The organism is Pseudomonas sp. UBA3149 (assembly GCF_002364655.1).
In the GTDB taxonomy this organism is placed as follows: domain Bacteria; phylum Pseudomonadota; class Gammaproteobacteria; order Pseudomonadales; family Pseudomonadaceae; genus Chryseomonas; species Chryseomonas luteola.
Map to the genome: position 1 here is coordinate 15,655 of NZ_DEYV01000006.1, position 18,540 is coordinate 34,194.

Annotated in this window: 12 protein-coding genes; 4 read left to right on the top strand and 8 right to left on the bottom strand. The window is 59.8% G+C overall.

The genetic code is table 11. The features are described 5' to 3' along the window. Positions 1-11 precede the first annotated feature (11 nt). Together argA and argE are read right to left on the bottom strand one after the other, a co-directional pair. Complete coding sequence (gene argA, locus B3729_RS03730) at positions 12-1,313, bottom strand: amino-acid N-acetyltransferase (protein WP_286787093.1); 1,302 nt, start codon at positions 1,311-1,313, stop codon at positions 12-14. A gap of 75 nt (positions 1,314-1,388) precedes the next feature. Further along, positions 1,389-2,549, bottom strand: a complete 1,161-nt coding sequence (argE, locus tag B3729_RS03735; RefSeq protein WP_074821597.1) for an acetylornithine deacetylase — start codon at positions 2,547-2,549, stop codon at positions 1,389-1,391. Between the two features lie 243 nt (positions 2,550-2,792). On the opposite strand from argE, the gene B3729_RS03740 reads away from it, so the two are divergent. The 4 genes from B3729_RS03740 (at position 2,793) to B3729_RS03755 (ending at position 11,471) form a co-directional block, all read left to right on the top strand. Beyond that, complete coding sequence (locus tag B3729_RS03740; RefSeq protein ID WP_010796720.1) at positions 2,793-4,145, top strand: inorganic triphosphatase; 1,353 nt, start codon at positions 2,793-2,795, stop codon at positions 4,143-4,145. A 276-nt stretch (positions 4,146-4,421) separates the two neighbouring features. Continuing rightward, positions 4,422-6,203, top strand: a complete 1,782-nt coding sequence (locus tag B3729_RS03745) for a GspE/PulE family protein (protein ID WP_125888634.1) — start codon at positions 4,422-4,424, stop codon at positions 6,201-6,203. 118 nt (positions 6,204-6,321) lie between these two features. Next, a complete protein-coding gene (locus tag B3729_RS03750; protein WP_286787094.1) occupies positions 6,322-11,034 on the top strand; it encodes a PAS domain S-box protein in 4,713 nt (1,570 codons plus the stop codon). A 122-nt stretch (positions 11,035-11,156) separates the two neighbouring features. Beyond that, entirely contained in the window at positions 11,157-11,471 is a 315-nt protein-coding gene (locus B3729_RS03755) for a DUF2388 domain-containing protein (protein ID WP_010796716.1), read from the top strand. Positions 11,472-11,534: 63 nt separating this feature from the next. Here B3729_RS03755 and gcvH read toward each other — a convergent pair whose 3' ends face one another. The 6 genes from gcvH to ubiH form a co-directional block, all read right to left on the bottom strand. Further along, a complete protein-coding gene (gene gcvH / locus B3729_RS03760; protein WP_286787095.1) occupies positions 11,535-11,915 on the bottom strand; it encodes a glycine cleavage system protein GcvH in 381 nt (126 codons plus the stop codon). Positions 11,916-12,035: 120 nt separating this feature from the next. Beyond that, positions 12,036-13,118, bottom strand: a complete 1,083-nt coding sequence (gene gcvT, locus B3729_RS03765) for a glycine cleavage system aminomethyltransferase GcvT (protein ID WP_074821585.1) — start codon at positions 13,116-13,118, stop codon at positions 12,036-12,038. A gap of 122 nt (positions 13,119-13,240) precedes the next feature. Then, positions 13,241-14,851 (bottom strand): ABC transporter permease, encoded by a 1,611-nt coding sequence (locus tag B3729_RS03770; RefSeq protein ID WP_286787096.1) that lies wholly within the window; start codon positions 14,849-14,851, stop codon positions 13,241-13,243. Between the two features lie 118 nt (positions 14,852-14,969). Next, entirely contained in the window at positions 14,970-15,968 is a 999-nt protein-coding gene (locus B3729_RS03775) for an extracellular solute-binding protein (RefSeq protein ID WP_286787097.1), read from the bottom strand. 94 nt (positions 15,969-16,062) lie between these two features. After that, a complete protein-coding gene (locus tag B3729_RS03780) occupies positions 16,063-17,286 on the bottom strand; it encodes a 2-octaprenyl-3-methyl-6-methoxy-1,4-benzoquinol hydroxylase (RefSeq protein WP_286787098.1) in 1,224 nt (407 codons plus the stop codon). A 48-nt stretch (positions 17,287-17,334) separates the two neighbouring features. Beyond that, the gene (gene ubiH / locus B3729_RS03785; RefSeq protein ID WP_286787099.1) at positions 17,335-18,531 is read right to left on the bottom strand and encodes a 2-octaprenyl-6-methoxyphenyl hydroxylase; all 1,197 of its coding nucleotides are present in this window, start codon (positions 18,529-18,531) and stop codon (positions 17,335-17,337) included. Positions 18,532-18,540: the final 9 nt, after the last annotated feature.

The window sequence follows — 18,540 nt, forward strand, 5'->3', positions numbered from 1 at the left end:
GCCAGAATCACCTATAGCGCTTTTTCAAAAATCTTTGAGTTGCGCTGATAGTTGTACAGCGATGCACGGGCACTGGGCAGTCGGTCAACGCTGCTGGGCTCAAAGCCTCGCTCGCGAAACCAGTGAGCCGTGCGGGTCGTCAGGACGAACAAGGTCTTGATGCCTTGAGTGCGGGCCCTCTGCTCGATGCGTTCCAGCAACTCGTCCCCCCGCCCACCATGTCGATAGTCGGGATTGACCGCCAGACAGGCCAGCTCGCCTGCGTTTGAATCAGCGATCGGATACAGCGCGGCACAGGCGATAATGAGCCCTTCCCGCTCGACGATACTGAACTTGTCGATCTCCCGCTCCAGTACTTCCCGCGAGCGGCGTACCAAAATCCCCTGTTCTTCCAGCGGACGGATCAGTTCGATCAGACCGCCCACATCGCCAATATCCGCCTCGCGAATGGACTCGAACTGCTCCTGCGCCACCAGCGTGCCGCTACCGCTGCGGGTAAAGAGTTCGTTGAGCAGCGCGCCATCCTCGGCGTAGCTCACGATATGCGTGCGGCGCACCCCACCCCGGCAGGCCTGAGCGGCCGCATCCAGCAGCTCCGCCTGGTAGTTGCCACTGCCAAGCCGCTCCAGATGCGGCGGCACTTGTTGAGGACGTAGCTCACGGATCAGGTTGCCTTCGGCATCCAGCAGACCTTGCTCGGCGCCGTAGAGCACCAGCTTGTCGGCGGCCAGATCGACAGCGGCACGGGTCGCAACATCTTCACAGGCAATATTGAAAATCTCCCCGGTGGGCGAATACCCCAGCGGTGACAGCAGCACAATAGTGCGCTCATCCAGAAGACGACTGATGCCCTTGCGGTCGATGCGGCGGACCTCACCGGTATGGTGAAAATCGACACCGTCATGGATACCGTAGGGTCGCGCCGTGACGAGGTTGCCACTGGCTACCCGCAATCGCGCGCCCTGCATGGGGGAGGCAGCCATGTCCATGGACAGACGGGCCTCGATGGACAGGCGCAGACTGCCCACGGCATCGATCACGCACTCCAGCGTCGCAGCATCGGTAATGCGCAGGTCACGGTGAAAGCGTGGGGCAATACCGCGCGCAGCCAGTCGAGTCTCGATCTGTGGCCGCGAGCCATGCACCAGTACCAGGCGCACACCCAGGCTGTGCAGCAGCACGAGGTCATGGACGATATTGCCGAAATTTGGATGCTCCAGCCCGTCGCCAGGCAGCATGACCACAAAGGTCCGGTCACGGTGAGCATTAATGTAGGGAGACGCGTGGCGAAGCCAATTAACGTAATCGTGCATTAAAGAGAAAACCTTGTGCAGCAAAAGTAAAAGGTGAACGGTGAGATCTCGTTCATCGTCGTCGCAGCAACACGGTCACTCCTTGGCTATTGGTAGCGTTATGCAGTAATGGTGAATCAATTGACGAAGCACCTTTACGGTTGGTTCGATCTGGGAAAGCTCCAGATGTTCGTCTGGCTGATGGGCGCAGGCAATATTTCCAGGCCCCATGACCAACGTCTCGATCCCCAGCTGTTGAAGATACGGCGCTTCGGTGCCAAAGGCTACCGCCTGGGCCTCGCAGCCGGTGAGTTGTTCGGCGATGCGGACCAGTTCGCTGGTAGCTGACTGCTCGAAGGGTGGAACCGCCGGAAACAAGGGTTGGTAGTCGATCTTGACGGCATGGCGCTCTGCAATCGGTCTCAGCCGCCCCTTGATCAGATTGCGCAGCTCGTCCGCCTGCATGCCCGGCAGGGGACGCAGGTCAAACTCTAACGCACACTGCCCGCAGATCCGGTTGGGATTGTCACCACCGTGGATACAGCCCAGATTCAGGGTCGGCTGCGGCACGTTGAAAAAAGGGTTGTGGTGCTCATGCTGCCACTGCTGCCGCAGCGCCATGAGTTCGCCCATGACGGCATGCATGGCCTCCATGGCGCTTCGTCCAAGGCTCGGGTCAGAAGAATGGCCGCTCTGCCCCAAGATATCGATACGCTCCATCATGATGCCCTTGTGCATGCGGATGGGCCTGAGACTGGTCGGCTCGCCGATCACCGCGGCACGCCCCAATGGCCTGCCCGCCTCGGCGATTGCCCGGGCACCGTCCATGGAGCATTCTTCATCACAGGTCGCCAGGATGATCAGGGGATGACGGAACGGCTGGTCGATCAGCGTACGAACCGCCTCGATCACCAAGGCGAAAAAGCCCTTCATGTCGCAGCTACCCAACCCATACCAGCGATCATCCGCCTCACGTAGTGTTAGCGGGTCGCTGGCCCAGAGCGGCTCATCGTAAGGCACCGTGTCAGTATGCCCGGATAGAACCAGCCCACCCGGTCCGCTGCCATAGGTCGCGATCAGGTTGTATTTGCCGGGCAGAATCTCCTGGGTCTCACAGCGAAAGCCCAGATCCCCCAACCAGCTCGACAACTGCGTAATGACGCCCGCGTTGGACTGGTCCAGCTGTGGTTGTGTGCAACTGACGGACGACTCGGCCAACAGGGCCTTGAATTGCTGTTTGAGCGCGGGGATGGGCATGGGCGTACTCCTTCGGCTAGCTCCCATCTTAGAGTGCTGAATGACCGGGTCAACGCCGCTCCTCGAAAAGATGACGCCAGCGCCATGCGAATCTCCTGTCATGGGCCGCAGGGTTAGATACACTGATACCCAATCAGTCGACTCATAGCCCAGCGAGCCTTGCCGGCCTAGCTATACCGCTGCGCCAAGGCGCCGGTCGAACGCTTCACTTCACAGATCTTTCAGGCACCAGACCTTTTTGCCATGGCCAAAGAAACCGAAATCAAATTACGCGCGACTCCCGAAACCCTTGCTGCCCTGCGTGAGCACCCTGTGCTGAAAAAACGCAACAAGGAAGGTTGGAAGCGCCGCGAGCTATACAACCAATACTACGACACCGACACCCGTGAGCTGGCCCATGCCCGAGTGGCGCTGCGGGTCCGTCGCGATGGTGACCAGTACATCCAGACCCTCAAGAGCCGCGGCCAGAGCATGGCAGGCCTGTCCGAGCGCAACGAGTGGGAGTGGAACCTGAGCGGTCCAGACCTGGACACCAGCCTGCTGGGCCCTGAATGCTGGCCAGCGGCTCTGGCTGATCTGGACAAACACCAGCTCAAGCCGATCTTCACAACCGATTTCACTCGCGACTATGCCGATATCGCATGGGAACGCGGCAAGAGCCGTGCTGTAGTCGAGGCAGCGCTGGACCAGGGTGCGGTCCTGGCTGGCGAACATCAGGAAGCCATCTGCGAGCTGGAGCTTGAGCTGCGCGAGGGCGAGCCGGCCGACCTTCTTGAGCTGGCTGAACAGCTGGCGGCTGACCTGCCGCTAATGCCTTGCGACATCAGCAAGGCCGAACGCGGCTATCGCCTGCACGATGCAGCCAGCTACACCTTGCATCTAACGCCCCCTACCCTGACGGCGGAAACCACCCTAGATGACGCATTCGCGGCCATTGCCTGGCACCTGCTCGGCAGCAGCCAGCGTCTGGCAGAACAATACCGCTGGAATGGCCATTGGCGTCTGCTTGTAGAGTGGGTACATCAACTCGTCGACCTGCGGGCGCTGCTGAGCAGTCTGGGCCAGGCAGTTCCCCGTACGTCCAGCCGTGACCTGCGCCAGGCACTGGACGCGCTGCTGGCGGATTGGAAAACGTTTGCAACCATTGGCCAAGAAGATGAAGAAGCACGTCAGCAGGCACCAGAGCGCTTTGCCAACGAGTTGGCAAAGCCACGCTGGGGCCACTTCTCGTTGGTGGCGGCCCGGTGGCTGCATGATCGTCGCTGGACAGAAGCTCGTAATGACCGAGGCAACAAGCTAGGCCAGCTGTCGTTGGGCAAGTGGTTGCCCCGAACCTTGAGCGAAGAGGCTGATGCCATTCCTCTTCAGCGCGGCATGAACCAGCCCGAGCTGGTAGCAGAGCAGTTGCCACGCGTCGAGCGTATGCTGGTCTGGCTACGCCTCGCCCGTCCGGTGCTTGACCTGCCCGAAACGGATCGTCTCTATGGCGAGCTTGCCAAGCTGCCAGCGCTGATCGCCCATGAGCAACACGACGCAGTAGCCAACCAGGCACGAACGCTTATTTCACTGCCAGCCTGGAAAGCCCTGCCCCGCTAATCAGACAGCATGGCGTACCGGCCCTAATGGCGGTGCGCCATGATTTCACCGCGACGGCGCTGTTCATATAATGATCAGCCAACCTCTGGGCGCCTATCTGGCGCTCATTGACGTATCGTCGGACGCACCGAACTTCCTATAGCCTAAAGGCTCAGCTGTGTATAAGCGGCCGAGCGCAAGCCTGACGATCAAACGAAACTGCTGTCTGCCGTTATCCGTACGGCCAGGCGCCCCGATCGAAGGTTAAAGCAGTACATTACAGACGAGGAGACCTGCATGTCCGCTATCGCATCCCCCGCTCAGGACCGTTGGCTGGAGCTCTCCGACGTCCTGCGTGAATTGGTTACACAAGGTCGGATCGACCAGCAGGCCGCCGAGCAATGTCTGACCATTCGCCGCGGCGCTAATAATCCCCAGCAGCACCCGCTCGAATTTCTGGCCGCCCAGAACGTAGAAGATTTGAAGCGTCCCGGGAAGAAACTGGACCTGGAAACCCTGACTCAGTGGCTGGCAGAGTTTTCTGGCCAGCCCTACTTCCGGATCGATCCGTTGAAGATTGACGTAGCCTCGATCACGCCACTGATGTCCTACGCCTTCGCCCAGCGCAACAAGATCCTGGCGGTGGCCGTTGCTCCCGATGAGGTGACCATTGCCAGCGCCCAGCCGTTTGTCAGCAGCTGGGAGAGCAACCTCACCCATGTGCTCAAACGACCCATCAAGCGTGTGGTGGCCAACCCTGTCGACATTCAACGCTACACACAGGAATTCTTCCGCCTGGCCAAATCGGTCAGCGGCGCCTCGGCAGTCGAGCAGCGCGGCATCAATGTCGGCAACTTCGAACAGCTGGTCAACCTCGGCGCCAGCGATCAGGAACCGGACGCCAACGACGCCCATATCGTCAACATCGTGGACTGGCTATTCCAGTACGCCTTCCAACAACGCGCCAGTGATATTCACGTAGAGCCGCGCCGTGATCAGGGTACCGTTCGCTTTCGTATCGATGGCGTGCTCCATAGCGTTTACCAGTTTCCAGCGCAGGTAACCCTGGCAGTTATCAGCCGCATCAAGAACCTGGGCCGCATGAATGTGGCCGAGAAGCGCAAGCCGCAGGACGGTCGCGTCAAGACGCGCATGCCCGGCGACAAAGAAGTGGAACTACGCCTTTCCACCATGCCGACCGCCTTTGGCGAAAAGCTGGTGATGCGTATCTTCGACCCTGATGTGTTGCTCAAGAGTTTTGACCAGCTGGGCTTTTCGGCCGATGACCTGCGCCGCTGGTCCGCCATGACCGGCCAGCCCAACGGCATCATCTTGGTAACCGGCCCGACCGGTTCCGGTAAGACCACGACGCTGTACACCACGCTCAAGCAGCTAGCGACGCCGGAAGTCAACGTGTGCACCATCGAGGACCCGATCGAAATGGTCGAGGACTCGTTCAATCAGATGCAGGTGCAGCACAACATTGAGGTAAATTTCGCTAGCGGTGTGCGTGCTCTGATGCGTCAGGACCCCGATATCATCATGATCGGTGAGATCCGCGACTTGGAGACGGCAGAGATGGCCATCCAGGCAGCCCTCACCGGCCACCTGGTGCTCTCCACCCTGCACACCAACGATGCACCCAGCTCCATCAGCCGCCTGATCGAGCTCGGTGTGCCCTATTATCTGATTCGGGCAACGGTGTTGGGCGTCATGGCGCAGCGTCTGGTGCGGACGCTCTGCCCCCATTGCAAAGCGCCGATCGAGCTCAACGAGCAGGACTGGCAGGAGCTTACCCGCCCCTGGAGCGCGCCGCTTCCCACCGGTGCCATGCAGCCCGTAGGCTGCTCTGAATGCCGTGATACGGGCTATCGAGGCCGGGCTGGCGTGTACGAAATCATGGTGCTTTCGGATGCGACCCGACAGTTGATTTCACCGGATACCGATATCACGGCGCTGCGTCGACAGGCCTTCAAAGAGGGCATGCGAAGCCTTCGTCTTTCCGGTGCGCAAAAAATTGCGGCAGGTTTGACTACTATGGAAGAAGTCCTCCGCGTTACACCACAAAGCGAGCGATGAATGATCTATGAACTTCGCCAAAAAAGGGTATCACTGCATAATGAAGTGACGCAGAATGGAAATTCCCTGATGTTGTATATGGGTTTTATGGACGATGATGAATCATGCGGAGCCTGTGTTGAGTAATGCCCCCGTACTGCCAACAGGCTGGAGCGAACGCGAGCGACTCGCGGAGCTTGACCGTTACGACATCCTCGACGCCCCCTCCGAGCCCGCCTTTGACGATATCGTCCAGCTGGCCTCGCAGATCTGCCATGCGCCCATCGCTGTCATCAACCTGATTGCCGAGAATCGGGAATGGTTTCTGGCTGAAAAAGGCTTTGGCGTGCGGGAGATGCCTTTGCATCTCTCCATTTGCGCCAAGACCATTGAGCACCCAGGCCCGGTGGTGATTCCCGATCTACGTGGGGATGATCGCTTCGCCAGCAATCCGCTCGTCAAGACCGCAGACGGTCTGCGCTTCTATGCCGGCGTTCCGCTGGTGTCATCTGCCGGCATACCGCTTGGAACGCTGTGTGTGCTGGACTGGCAGCCTCGTGTTCTGACTGCAGCCCAGACGCAATCCCTTGAGGCACTTGGCCGGCAGGTCATGCAGCTCCTGGATCTGCGCCTGGTGAAGGCTGCGTACGAACGCAGCGAGTCGATGAACCGTCAGCTGATGCATAACCAGCCGGGTCAGGCACTGCTGATTCTGGATAACCAGGGGCGCATACTGACCTGCAACCCTGGCGCCGAATCGGCCCTGGGTTGGGATGAGCATGAGTTGAGCGGACAGTCGCTGGAACTGCTCTTCACGGCCGAAGACCAAGCCCGCCAGCTTCCCCAGACCTTGCTGACCTACGCTCGGCAACAAGGGCATCATCAGGGCGAAGGGCTTTACCTGCGCAAGGACAAGCACATCCTGCAGGCCAGCTACAGTCTCCACGCCTTGCAGACCGAGCGGGACGAGACCAACGGATTCCTTCTGACCCTGCAAGACCTTACAGCTGAACGCCTGCAACAGCGGACAGCGGAGCAAAACGAAGCCCGCTACCGGGCTTTAATGGATGTCAGCCCACAGATCGTCTGGTTTGGTGACCGCCACGGTTTCATGGAATACACCAACCGCTATTGGTACACCTATACCGGCCTTGACCCGGACGACATGAATCCGGATAGCTGGATGCGAGCGGTCCATCCGGATCATATCCAGCGCGTCAAAAACACCTGGCGTGACACCATCCTTCGCCGTACAGCTGCCAAGATCGAGGCGCCCTTCCGCGCTGCGGACGGCCAATATCGCTGGTTTGAAGCGTGCGTCACCCCGGCGTTCAACGCAGCCGGCGAAATCGAGCGCTGGGTGGGCGTGGCGCTGGACATTGATGACCGCAAGCGGGCAGAAGCGGCGCGCCTTGAAAGCGAAGCCTTCACACGCCTCTTGATCGACTCGATCAGCGAAGGGTTCTACTCTGTAGATCAGCAGGGCAGGACCACACTGTGCAATGAGGCGTTCTTGCGCATGTTGGGCTTTGCTGACCGCAGCCAGGTTCTCGGGCGAGCCCTGCACGGCATCATCCACCACAGCCGTGCAGACGGGACGACGCTCCCAGAAACCGAATGCCCGATTTTCCAAACAGCCAACACCGGCACGCCCCACCATATCGAGCAGGATTGGTTTTTCCGCCAGGACGGTAGCCGCTTCCCCGTCGAATACCGCTCCGAGCCCATCTGGCGTGACGGCGAGCTGCAGGGCGCCATCTGCACGTTCATGGATATCAGCGAGCGGATTCGTACCCACGACCGCCAGCGCTTCCTGCTTGAACTGGGGGACCGCCTGCACGGCACCCTGACGCCTACCGACGTGGCCGACGCCCTGGGCCAAAGTCTTGGCAACGTACTGGGCGTACAGCGTATCGGCTATGCGCTGCTCGACCGCTTTGGCGCGCTTAATGCCGAGAGCAGCTGGAACGATAATAGTGTTACTCCAGAAATCGGCAGCTTTTCGCTCAGTGACTTCAGCGCGGATTTGAATGCCGACTTGGTTAGCGGTGCGATTATCGTGATAGACGATACGGCTACCGATCCACGTACTCATGCCCAGCGGGAAAATCTCGAACAATGGGCCATTCGCGCCATGATGCTGGTTCCCCAGCATGACAAGGGCCAGCTCAAGGGCGTGCTGTATGTCCATGCCAGCACCCCGCACAGCTGGTCGGCCGAAGATATTGCGCTGGTTCGCGAAGTGGCTGAACGCATCCGTGTAGTCGTCGAGCGTACCCGTGCTGCAGAAGACCTGCGGCTGGCTGAACAACGGATCAGCCTTGCCGTCGATGTCGCGGCGCTGGGTGTCTGGGATTACGATATCGACCGCGATGTGATCACCTGGGACAACCGAATCACCGAGATGACCGGTATTCCAGCCAGCGCCTCCCGCAGCGTGACCGATCTGCTCATCAACATTCTGCACCCGGAGGACAGCGAGAGCGTCCAGGCTATGTTCAGGACGGCTACCGCTGGCGATAGCGATAGCGAAGCACAATTGGAATTTCGCGTACGCGCCCATAGCAGCACCGAACCGGTCTGGCTAAGCGTGAGAGGCCGCCGTGTGACCGACCCGGATGGCACCCGCCGTATCATTGGCATTGCGCGAGACATCAGCAAGGAGCGCCGGAATGCCGATGCGCTCAACGCCATCAATCGCGAGCTCACTCGCCAGATTCAGGAGCGCACCGCTGCCGCCGAGCGACAAACGGCGCTGATCGAGCTGGGTGACGCCCTGCGTGAAGCAAGCGACACCGATGATATCGGCGGTATTGTCTCCCGCACCCTCGCGCACATCCTGAATGTTTCACGGGTTGGTTATGCCCAAGTCGAGCCTGACGGTGAAACAGCTGTTGTTACCCATGACTGGAGCCATAGTACAACTAGCCTGACCGGTACGTTCCATATTAGTGACTACGGCACCTACCTTGACGAACTGCAACGGGGCGAGGCTGTTGTGGTTCAGGATGTCGAGCAGGATCCGCGCACCCGGGACTATCAAGCCTTGTATGAGCCCAACGATGTTAGGGCCTTTGTCAGCGTCCCTCTGATCGAGCATGGCCGCTTTGCAGCCTATCTGTTCATCTGCGATAACCAGGTACGCTCCTGGTCCAATGAGGAAGTCAGCTTTTTGCGCGATATCGCCGATCGCGTCTGGGCGGCTATCGAGCGGGCCCACTCTGAACAGGCGCTCCGGCAGAGCGAGGCGCGCTTCCGGCTAATGGCGGACAACGCACCGGCCCTGATCTGGGCCGTGGATGCCGAAGGTAACACCCTCTTCGTCAACAGCCGCTACGAACGCGAATATGGCCTTTCTTATGAAAGTGCCCGGGACGGTGGATGGACACGCATGATTTTCGAGGAAGACCGCGAACACTGCGTTGCCGAGTACCAGCAGGCCTTCGAAGCGCGTCAATTCTACCGCAGTGAAATACGGGTGCGAGACATCCAAGGTGAGGTTCGCTGGCTGCGCTGCGAGGCCGTCCCCCGCTTCGACGACAAAGGCGGGTTCCTGGGTTACATCGGCTGTAATGTCGACATTACCGAGGCACGTCTAGCAACCGATGCCCTGGAAGCCAAGATTGCCGAGCGTACGCAAGAGCTGGGCGAAAGCCATACACGACTCATTACGGAAATCTATGAGCGTGAACGTGCGGAAGAGGCCTTGCGCCAGTCTCAGAAGATGGAAGCCATCGGCCAGCTTACCGGTGGGATCGCGCATGATTTCAATAATATGCTGACCGGAATCGTCGGAGCGCTCGATCTTATCCGCATGCGTGTCATCAGTGGCCGTACCGATGATCTGGATCGCTACATCAATGCCGCCACAGCTTCAGCCGACCGAGCCTCAGCGTTGACCCATCGGTTGCTGGCATTTGCCCGTCGTCAAACCCTGGATACGAAGCCGGTCAATCTGAACGAGCTTATCGACTCCCTGCGTGATCTGTTCGTCCGCACCGTAGGCGAGCAGATCAAAATCCGAACACACCTGGACACTGAGCTGTGGATGGCATTCAGCGATGCCCACCAGCTTGAAAATGCCTTGCTCAATCTGGTCATCAACGCGCGCGATGCTATGCCGGATGGCGGTGACCTGAGCATCGAGACCTCAAATGTTACCCTGGACGCCGAAACGGCACGACGTGAAACCATCGAACCGGGCGATTACATTCGTATCCAGGTCAAAGATACCGGCCAAGGCATGACACCCGAAGTCATGACCAAGGCATTCGAGCCGTTCTTTACCACCAAGCCCTCTGGACAAGGTACTGGGCTTGGTCTGGCAATGATCTACGGTTTTATCAAGCAATCCGGCGGAAACGTACGGATCGATAGTGAAGTGGGACGAGGAACAGCCATCACCTTGTTGTTGCCGCGCCACCTCGACCCTGTAATGGAAACTCTCGTGACCGAAACACCCCATGGAATGCCCCGCGCCCAGGAGGGCCAGACGGTACTGGTGGTCGAGGACGAGGCGGCGGTACGCATGATCGTACTCGAAGTGCTGTCCGAGCTTGGCTATACCGCCTTCGAGGCCGGCGATGCCGAACAGGCCATTCCTCTCCTCCAGAGCGACCAGCGAATCGATCTCCTGGTAAGTGATGTGGGGCTGCCCGGCATGAATGGCCGCCAGCTGGCAGAGGTGGCGCGCAAGCACCGACCGAATCTGAAAGTCCTGTTCATTACCGGTTATGCCAAGAATGCCGAGATCCGTAGCCAATTTCTGGGGAAGGATATGGACATGCTGACCAAGCCCTTCGATATCGATGCGTTGGCCAGCAAGATCCACGAAATGATTCAGGCGCCCTAAGTTCGAACCAAGTACCCGCTCGAAAGCCAAGCGGCTCACGTCCTTTGAAGGCACTCTGCCTTCAAAGGAACTCGTTTGGCCCGCACCTTATCTAAAGGGAACCTTTAGAAGGAGATGTTGCTATGCGCCTCAAGAAGTTTGCATTGGTTCCCCTTGTACTGCTGCCGTTTGCTGCCGGATCTGCCATGGCCGATGCCAAATTCTGGCGTCATGTCGCCACCTCAGGAGCGACAACCGGCTCGACCTACCTGAGCAGCCGTGACGACCACAAGATGGTCATTGCAACCCAGGACGACGCCAGCGCCTTCCTCGCAAGCAATGGTGAAATTCGCGGTCCTTACCTGGAAGCCGCCCTGCGCGAAATGCGCAACGCAACGCCAGGAAGCTCCGCCAGCGATATCGACTTGGCGACCAAGATCCTGACGGCCCAGCAGTAAAACCATGCGGCCATGAAAAAGCCCCGCCGGAATCGCCCGGCGGGGCTTTTTCTTTGAATGGGATCAGTCGTTAGCGGCGCTATAGGCGTCGGCATCCATCAACTTGTCCAGCTCAGCCGTATCGCTGGGCTTGATCTTGAAGAACCACGCCGTGTAGGCGTCGGTGTTAACTTGCTCAGGCGCATCAGCCAGCGCCTCGTTTACAGCGATGACTTCACCAGAAACTGGTGCATAGATATCCGATGCCGCCTTTACCGATTCCACAACGCCTGCTTCCTGACCAGCCGCCAGTGTTTTGCCCACTTCAGGCAGCTCGATGAACACGACATCACCCAACGCCTCCTGGGCATGGTCGGTAATGCCGACCGTGATAGTGCCATCGCTTTCCTGGCGGGCCCACTCGTGGCTGGATGCATAGCGAAGTTCAGCGGGAATCGTGCTCATGTTCGGCTCCTTGTAAGGCAATCGGCTCATCGTTATAGCCCAAGCGTAGCGTGTCGAATGGTCTGCTCGCCACGCCTGACGTGAAAAAAGCGCAAAATAGCCGATTACCTGTCAACGTGCTCAAATAAGTGTCTTGCCAAAACGTACAAAACACGGCTTGACCACACGCACCGGCAGCCATTTCCCACGAATCTCGACCTCAGCCCGGTCTCCTGTCTCTACCGGTACTCGGGCCAGCGCAATGGACTTGCCCAGGGTAGGCGCATAGCTGCCGCTGGTGATCTCGCCTTCGCCACAACCGGCGATACGTACCACCTGATGCGCGCGCAACACACCTCGCTCCTCCAGCACCAAGCCGACCAACCGTGAGCGAGGTCCGGCATCACGCTCTTCCTCAAGGGCCTTGCGGCCAATGAAATCACGTCCTTCCGGTGCCCAGGCAATGGTCCAGTCCAGATTGGAGGCCAGAGGAGAGACATGCTCATCCATCTCATGACCATACAAGTTCAAACCGGCTTCCAGGCGTAACGTATCGCGCGCCCCCAACCCCACCGGCCCGATTCCGGCCCCTACTAGCTCATTCATAAAACTGACGACTTCATCCGCAGGCAGGATGATCTCCAGTCCATCCTCGCCGGTATAGCCGGTCCGGGCAATGAACCATTGTCCCTCCGGCATGGCCTGGAACGGCTTGAGTGAGCGAATTAGCTCGGCGCGCTCCGGCGAGACTACATCCGCAACCTTCTCGCGGGCCTCTGGACCTTGAATAGCCAGGATAGCCAGCTCCGGGCGGGGCGTGAGGGTAACGGCGTACCCCTCGGACTGCACGTCCAGCCAAATGAGCACCTTTTCGCGGGTCGAAGCATTGGTAACCAGTCGATAGCCCTGTTCGAGGCGATACAGGATCAGATCGTCCACCACGCCGCCATGGGCGTTGAGCATGATGGAGTACAGCGCCTTGCCCGGCGCGGAAAGACGCGCCACGTCACCGACCAGCAGGCGGGAGAGATAGCTTTCAGCCTGCGCACCGTCGATATCGACAATGGTCATATGGGAGACATCGAACACACCACAGTCACGCCGCACCTGATGATGCTCTTCGACTTGCGATCCATAGTGCAGCGGCATATCCCAGCCACCGAAATCCACAAGCTTGGCGCCCAGGGCCACATGCAAGTCGTAAAGCGGGGTGCGCTGTCCCATGGGGATCTCCTTGTTGTCCGGCTGGCTGCAGCGGCCGGCATTGTAGTCGTTCGAGATGACAAGCGGGCGTTTGAATTTCTCCCGTCTGTCTTGATGGCAGACACAGACCGCGGCAGACGCGATCAGTGCCGTGCCGAACGACGAATCAGTCCAATGACCGGCAACAACCCTACCAGGACCAGCGTCAGAGCCGGCAGCGCCGCACGCGCCCATTCGCCTTCACTGGTCATCTCGAAGATCCGTACAGCCAGTGTGTCCCAGCCGAACGGGCGCATCAGCAGCGTGGCGGGCATCTCCTTGAGTACATCCACGAAGACCAACAAGGCAGCCGACAGCGCTCCTGGCGTCAGCAGTGGAAGATACACACGAATGAACAGCCCCAATCCGCCGATACCCAGACTCCGGGAAGCCTCTGGCAGGGACCGGCGGATACGCGCCAGAGCGGATTCCAGCGGCCCGTAAGCGACTGCCAGAAAGCGGATCAGATAAGCCAGCAGCAGCGCACCCAGGCTTCCCAGCAGAAGCGGCTTGCCCGCACCGCCCAGCCATTGAGACATCGGCACGATCAGCTCACGGTCCAGCAGACTGAAGGCTAGCATGATAGCCACCGCCAGTACCGAGCCCGGCAGTGCATAGCCCAGGTTGGCGAGCCCGATAGCGGAGCGAACCGTGCGGCGCGGCGCTTGACGACGAGCAAACACCAGTAGCAACCCTACGCCTACGGCCAGCAGCGCGGCAATCAGCCCCAGCCCCAGGCTATGCAGGATCAAACCGACATAGCGCTCATCCAGATCGAAACGGCCACGCTGCCAGAACCAGACGACCAGCTGCACGACCGGAACGGCAAAGGCGCAGGCAAAAACAAGGCTGCACCAGCCCGTGGCAAGGATTGCCTTCCAGCCTGTCAGCCGATACAGCGCGCCGCTACGAGCCCGTTCATTGGCGGGCCGGGCTACGCCACGCAGTCTGCGCTCTCCCAGCAGCACCACACCGACTCCAAGCAGGAGCAGACTGGCCAGCTGGGCCGCGCTGGAGAGGCTGAAAAAGCCATACCACGTCTTGTAGATTGCCGTGGTGAACGTGTCGAAATTGAATACCGAAACAGCACCGAAATCGGCCAGTGTCTCCATGATGGCCAATGCCAGACCAGCACCAATGGCCGGCCAGGCCATTGGCAAAGCAATCCGCCAGAAGGCCTGCCAGGGCGAAAGCCCCAGTGTGCGGGCCGCCTCTGTAAGCCCTCTGCCCTGCGCCAGAAAGGCGCTGCGGGCCAAAAGATACACGTAGGGATAGAACACCAGCACCAGGACGATGATGACACCGCCCGTTGATCGCACTGGTGGAAACCGCAGGCGCATGTGAAACAGCTCGCGCAGAAAGCTCTGTACGGGACCGGAAAAATCCAGCAGCCCCACGAATACGAACGCCAATACATAGGCTGGGATCGCAAAGGGCAACATTAGGGCCCAATCCAGCCAACGCCGGCCTGGAAACTCGCAAAGGCTGGTCAGCCAAGCCAGGCTTACCCCCAACAGTGTGACGCCCACCCCAACGCCAATCAGAAGCATCACGGTATTGCCTAGCAGGCGGGGCAGCTGCGTACTCCACAGGTGCGACCAGATCTCGGTATCGATGTGCTGCCAGCTAAGCAGGAGCACGCACAGTGGCATGAGCACCAGACCTGCTGCCATGAAAGCAATGACATACCAGCGGCGAGCAGCGAAATGAGACACGGGGTATACCTGAAAGCAGTCCAAGGGCGTGCGGTCTAGGCATCGCCTCAGGGCGGTATGGCAGTAGATTCGTAACTGACAGGGCTGGGCGCACCGCGTGATAGCGGTGCGCTGGATATCAATTCCAGCCGACGCGGTCCATCATCTTGATGGCTTCTGCCTGACGCCGCCCTGCGACCTCGACAGGAATCGTATCGGCCTTGAACTGGCCCCAGCTGGCAACCTCTGCCGAAGCCGGTACGCTCGGGTTGGCCGGGTACTCCTGGTTGATACCGGCAAACAGTGCCTGTGCGTCTGGGCCGGTCATCCATTCGACCAATGCCTTGGCGGCTTCTGGATGAGGCGCATGCTGCGTCAGGCCAACACCCGACAGATTCACGTGCACGCCACGGTCGTCTTGGTTGGGCCAGAACAGCTTCACGCCCAAATCAGGGTTCTGCTTGTGCATCCGGCCGTAGTAATAGGTGTTCACGATACCCACATCGCACTGCCCTGCATCGATAGCCTGCAACACAGCGTTATCGTCCGGGAAAACGCTGGTAGACAGGTTGCGTACCCAGCCCGCCAGGATTTCTTCAGTCTTGGCGGCGCCATGGGCTTCGATCAGGGTGGCCGTCAGCGACTGGTTGTATACCTTCTTGGCGGTGCGTAGACACAGGCGGCCCTCCCATTCCGGGCCAGCCAAGGCTTCATAGGTACTCAGCTCGTCCTCGGAAACGCGGTCTGGTGCATATGCAACGGTGCGCGCCCGGAGCGTGAGCCCTGTCCAGCGCCCCGTCGAGGAGCGGTACTGTGATGGAATGTTCTGGTCAATGATGGCCGACTGCATCGGTTGCAGAATACCCATCTGCTCGGCCTGCCACAGGTTGCCGGCATCGACGGTGATCAGCAGATCGGCTGGCGTGTTGGCACCCTCTGCCTTGATCCTGGCCATCAGGGGCGCTTCCTTGTCGGTGATGAACTTGACGCTTACGCCGGTCTGCTGGGTATAGGCATCAAACACAGGCTTTATCAGCTCATCGATTCGCGATGAGTAGACCACCACCTCATCAGCCGCCTGGGTGACCCCAGCCGTTAGCCACACTGCGCACGCAGCAACCACTTTGCGAAACGGCATGTAAAGCACCTCCGTGAAAGACAGATGCAAATGATAAAGACTCTCGCTTATCGAGCCGTCTCAACAAATGTGTCGAGTTGTGTCATTACCCTCATCAGACACGGGCCAGTGTCGGCAGATCGCCGGTCTGGCCCAATGCCTGACGGACAAAGACAGCCTTCGCCTCAAAGTGATCGTTGACCAGCTTGAGACCGGTGTTACGCAGCCAGCGCACAGCCAGACTGTCATTCTGGAACAGGCGCTGAAAGCCTTCCATCGCGCCCATCATGGCAAGGTTATGCGGCATGCGACGGCGCTCATAGCGACTCAACACACGCACATCGGCCAAATGTTCGCCCCACTTGTGCGCATGCAGCAGGACCTCAGCCAGGACAGCGGCGTCCAGAAAGCCCAGGTTCACCCCCTGCCCGGCCAACGGGTGAATGACGTGGGCGGCATCGCCAATCAGAGCCAGCCCCGGCTCGACATAACGCTTGGCATGGCGCTGGCGCAGCGGAATACAGACGCGCGGATCGGACTGCTCGATCGCGCCCAGCCGGTTTTCAAATGCACGACCCAATGCGGCGCAGAATGCATTGTCGTCCATCGCCATCAACCGCTCGCTTTCCTTGGGCGTGCAGGACCAGACGATCGAGCACCAATGTAAGTCCCCCTCGCGATCCAGAGGCAGGAACGCCAGCGGGCCATCGTCCGTAAAGCGTTGCCAGGCGGTTTTCTGGTGGGGATGCGCGCAGCGGACACTGGTCACGATGGCGTTATGCAGATAATCCCACTCCCGCGTCTCGACACCGGCCAGACGCCGTACCGCCGAGTGGGCACCATCCGCCGCAATGACCAGCGAGGTGCGGACGGCCTGCCCGCCAGCCAGCTGAATCAGCCAATCGTCACCAGAATGGCGCAACAGCTCCATGCGGGCGTCAGGCATCAGCTGGACACTAGAGGCCTGCAGACGCTCCATCAGCGCATCCTGAATGACACGGTTTTCAATGATGTGTCCCAACACATCGGCATGAACGCTACTGGCGGTGAAATCAATGGCACCGGTGCCTGAGCCGTCCCAGACATGCATGCGTCGATAGGGACTGGTACGGCGAGAGGCAATACCCTCCCAGGCCCCGAGGTTCTGCAGGATACGCCGGCTGGCTTCGGATAAGGCACTGACACGCGCCTCAAAGGGCTGGGCGGAGTCGAAGGGCTTTACCGTCATCGGACCGCGGTCCAGGAGGAGCACCTTCAGGCCGCTGCCCTCCAATGCCAGCGCCAGGGCGCTACCCACCATGCCGGCACCGACAATCGCGATGTCTACTTGGGTTTCCACGATCAAAGCTCCTTTGCAGCGGTTATGGACCTAACAGGACAGGAATGATCAAAACAGGGCATGGGCCGGGCGTGTCCCGAGTCCCATTGCCTGACGGGCAAACGTCCCCTTTGCAGAGGGCCATAGCTCCAGGCCGATCAGCCCGGCATTACGCCCCGCCGCCAGCCACGGATTGCCATTGGAAAACAGCCGCGTTACCTGGTCGGAGAAACCGATGGTCAACTGCTGATCAAGACGCTGACCCTCCAGGTACTGTTGCAAGGTTGCAAAGTCACCGGGCTTGGCTTCGCTGTTTTCCAGTGCTTCAGCCAACGCGGACACATCCCGTAGCGACAGGTTGAAACCCTGTCCGGCGATCGGATGCAGACTATGGGCGGCATTGCCCAGCACCACAAGGTGCGGCCTTACCTGCTCCTGCGATTTGATCAGGGTCAGCGGATAACTGTGGCGTACGCCTACCTGCCGGAATGTGCCCAGTCGATAGCCGAAAGCCTGTTGCAGCTCAGCCAGAAACGATCGCTCATCAATCGCGGCCAGCCGTTCTGCATCAGCCTGCGGGCGGGTCCAGATCAGGGCGCAGCGGTTTTCAGGCAGCGGCAGCAGGGCCAGCGGCCCGGTATCGGTAAAGCGCTCGAAGGCCCAGCCCTGATGCGGATCACCCGGGGTGATGTTGGCAATCAAGGCTGTCTGGTCATAGGTCGTCTGTTCCACATGAATGCCCAGCTGCTCGCGCAGCGCCGAGCGGCCGCCATCGGCCAGAACCGCCAGATCGCAGGTCAGCTCACTGTCATCATCCAGGGTCAGTGTATAGCCATCCGGCCCTGCAACCAGACGACGAACCTCGGCAGGACAACGCCATTCGATGATGTCACGGTCCAGGGCGTGCCACAGGCAATGCCCCAGCCAGGCATTCTCGATGACGTAGCCCAGCGCATCGACGCGCTGCTCGGTGGCATCCAGGCGAGCTGCACCAAAGCGTCCACGATCCGAGACATGGATGTGTTTGATCGCCTCGGCGCGCTCGGCCAGGGCCTTCCATACGCCCAGCCGTTCGTAAATCAGACGCGAGCCATAGGATAGCGCCGAGGAGCGGGCATCATAGCTGGGCTGAAAGGCATCACCCGGCGCGAAGGGCTCGACCATCACGATCTTCCAACCTCGCGCCCTTGCCAGCTCCTGAAGCGACAGGGCCAGGCTGGCGCCTACCAATCCACCACCAATGATTGCCACCGTGCAGCGCTGCATGTCTTCTCT

Bases quoted from the DNA above. Each gene is read 5' to 3' on its own strand.
- argE (WP_074821597.1), bottom strand. From the start codon at position 2,549: ATGCCCATCCCCGCGCTCAAACAGCAATTCAAGGCCCTGTTGGCCGAG.
- B3729_RS03755 (WP_010796716.1), top strand. From the start codon at position 11,157: ATGCGCCTCAAGAAGTTTGCATTGGTTCCCCTTGTACTGCTGCCGTTT.
- B3729_RS03740 (WP_010796720.1), top strand. From the start codon at position 2,793: ATGGCCAAAGAAACCGAAATCAAATTACGCGCGACTCCCGAAACCCTT.
- B3729_RS03775 (WP_286787097.1), bottom strand. From the start codon at position 15,968: ATGCCGTTTCGCAAAGTGGTTGCTGCGTGCGCAGTGTGGCTAACGGCT.
- gcvT (WP_074821585.1), bottom strand. From the start codon at position 13,118: ATGGGACAGCGCACCCCGCTTTACGACTTGCATGTGGCCCTGGGCGCC.
- gcvH (WP_286787095.1), bottom strand. From the start codon at position 11,915: ATGAGCACGATTCCCGCTGAACTTCGCTATGCATCCAGCCACGAGTGG.
- B3729_RS03745 (WP_125888634.1), top strand. From the start codon at position 4,422: ATGTCCGCTATCGCATCCCCCGCTCAGGACCGTTGGCTGGAGCTCTCC.
- argA (WP_286787093.1), bottom strand. From the start codon at position 1,313: ATGCACGATTACGTTAATTGGCTTCGCCACGCGTCTCCCTACATTAAT.
- ubiH (WP_286787099.1), bottom strand. From the start codon at position 18,531: ATGCAGCGCTGCACGGTGGCAATCATTGGTGGTGGATTGGTAGGCGCC.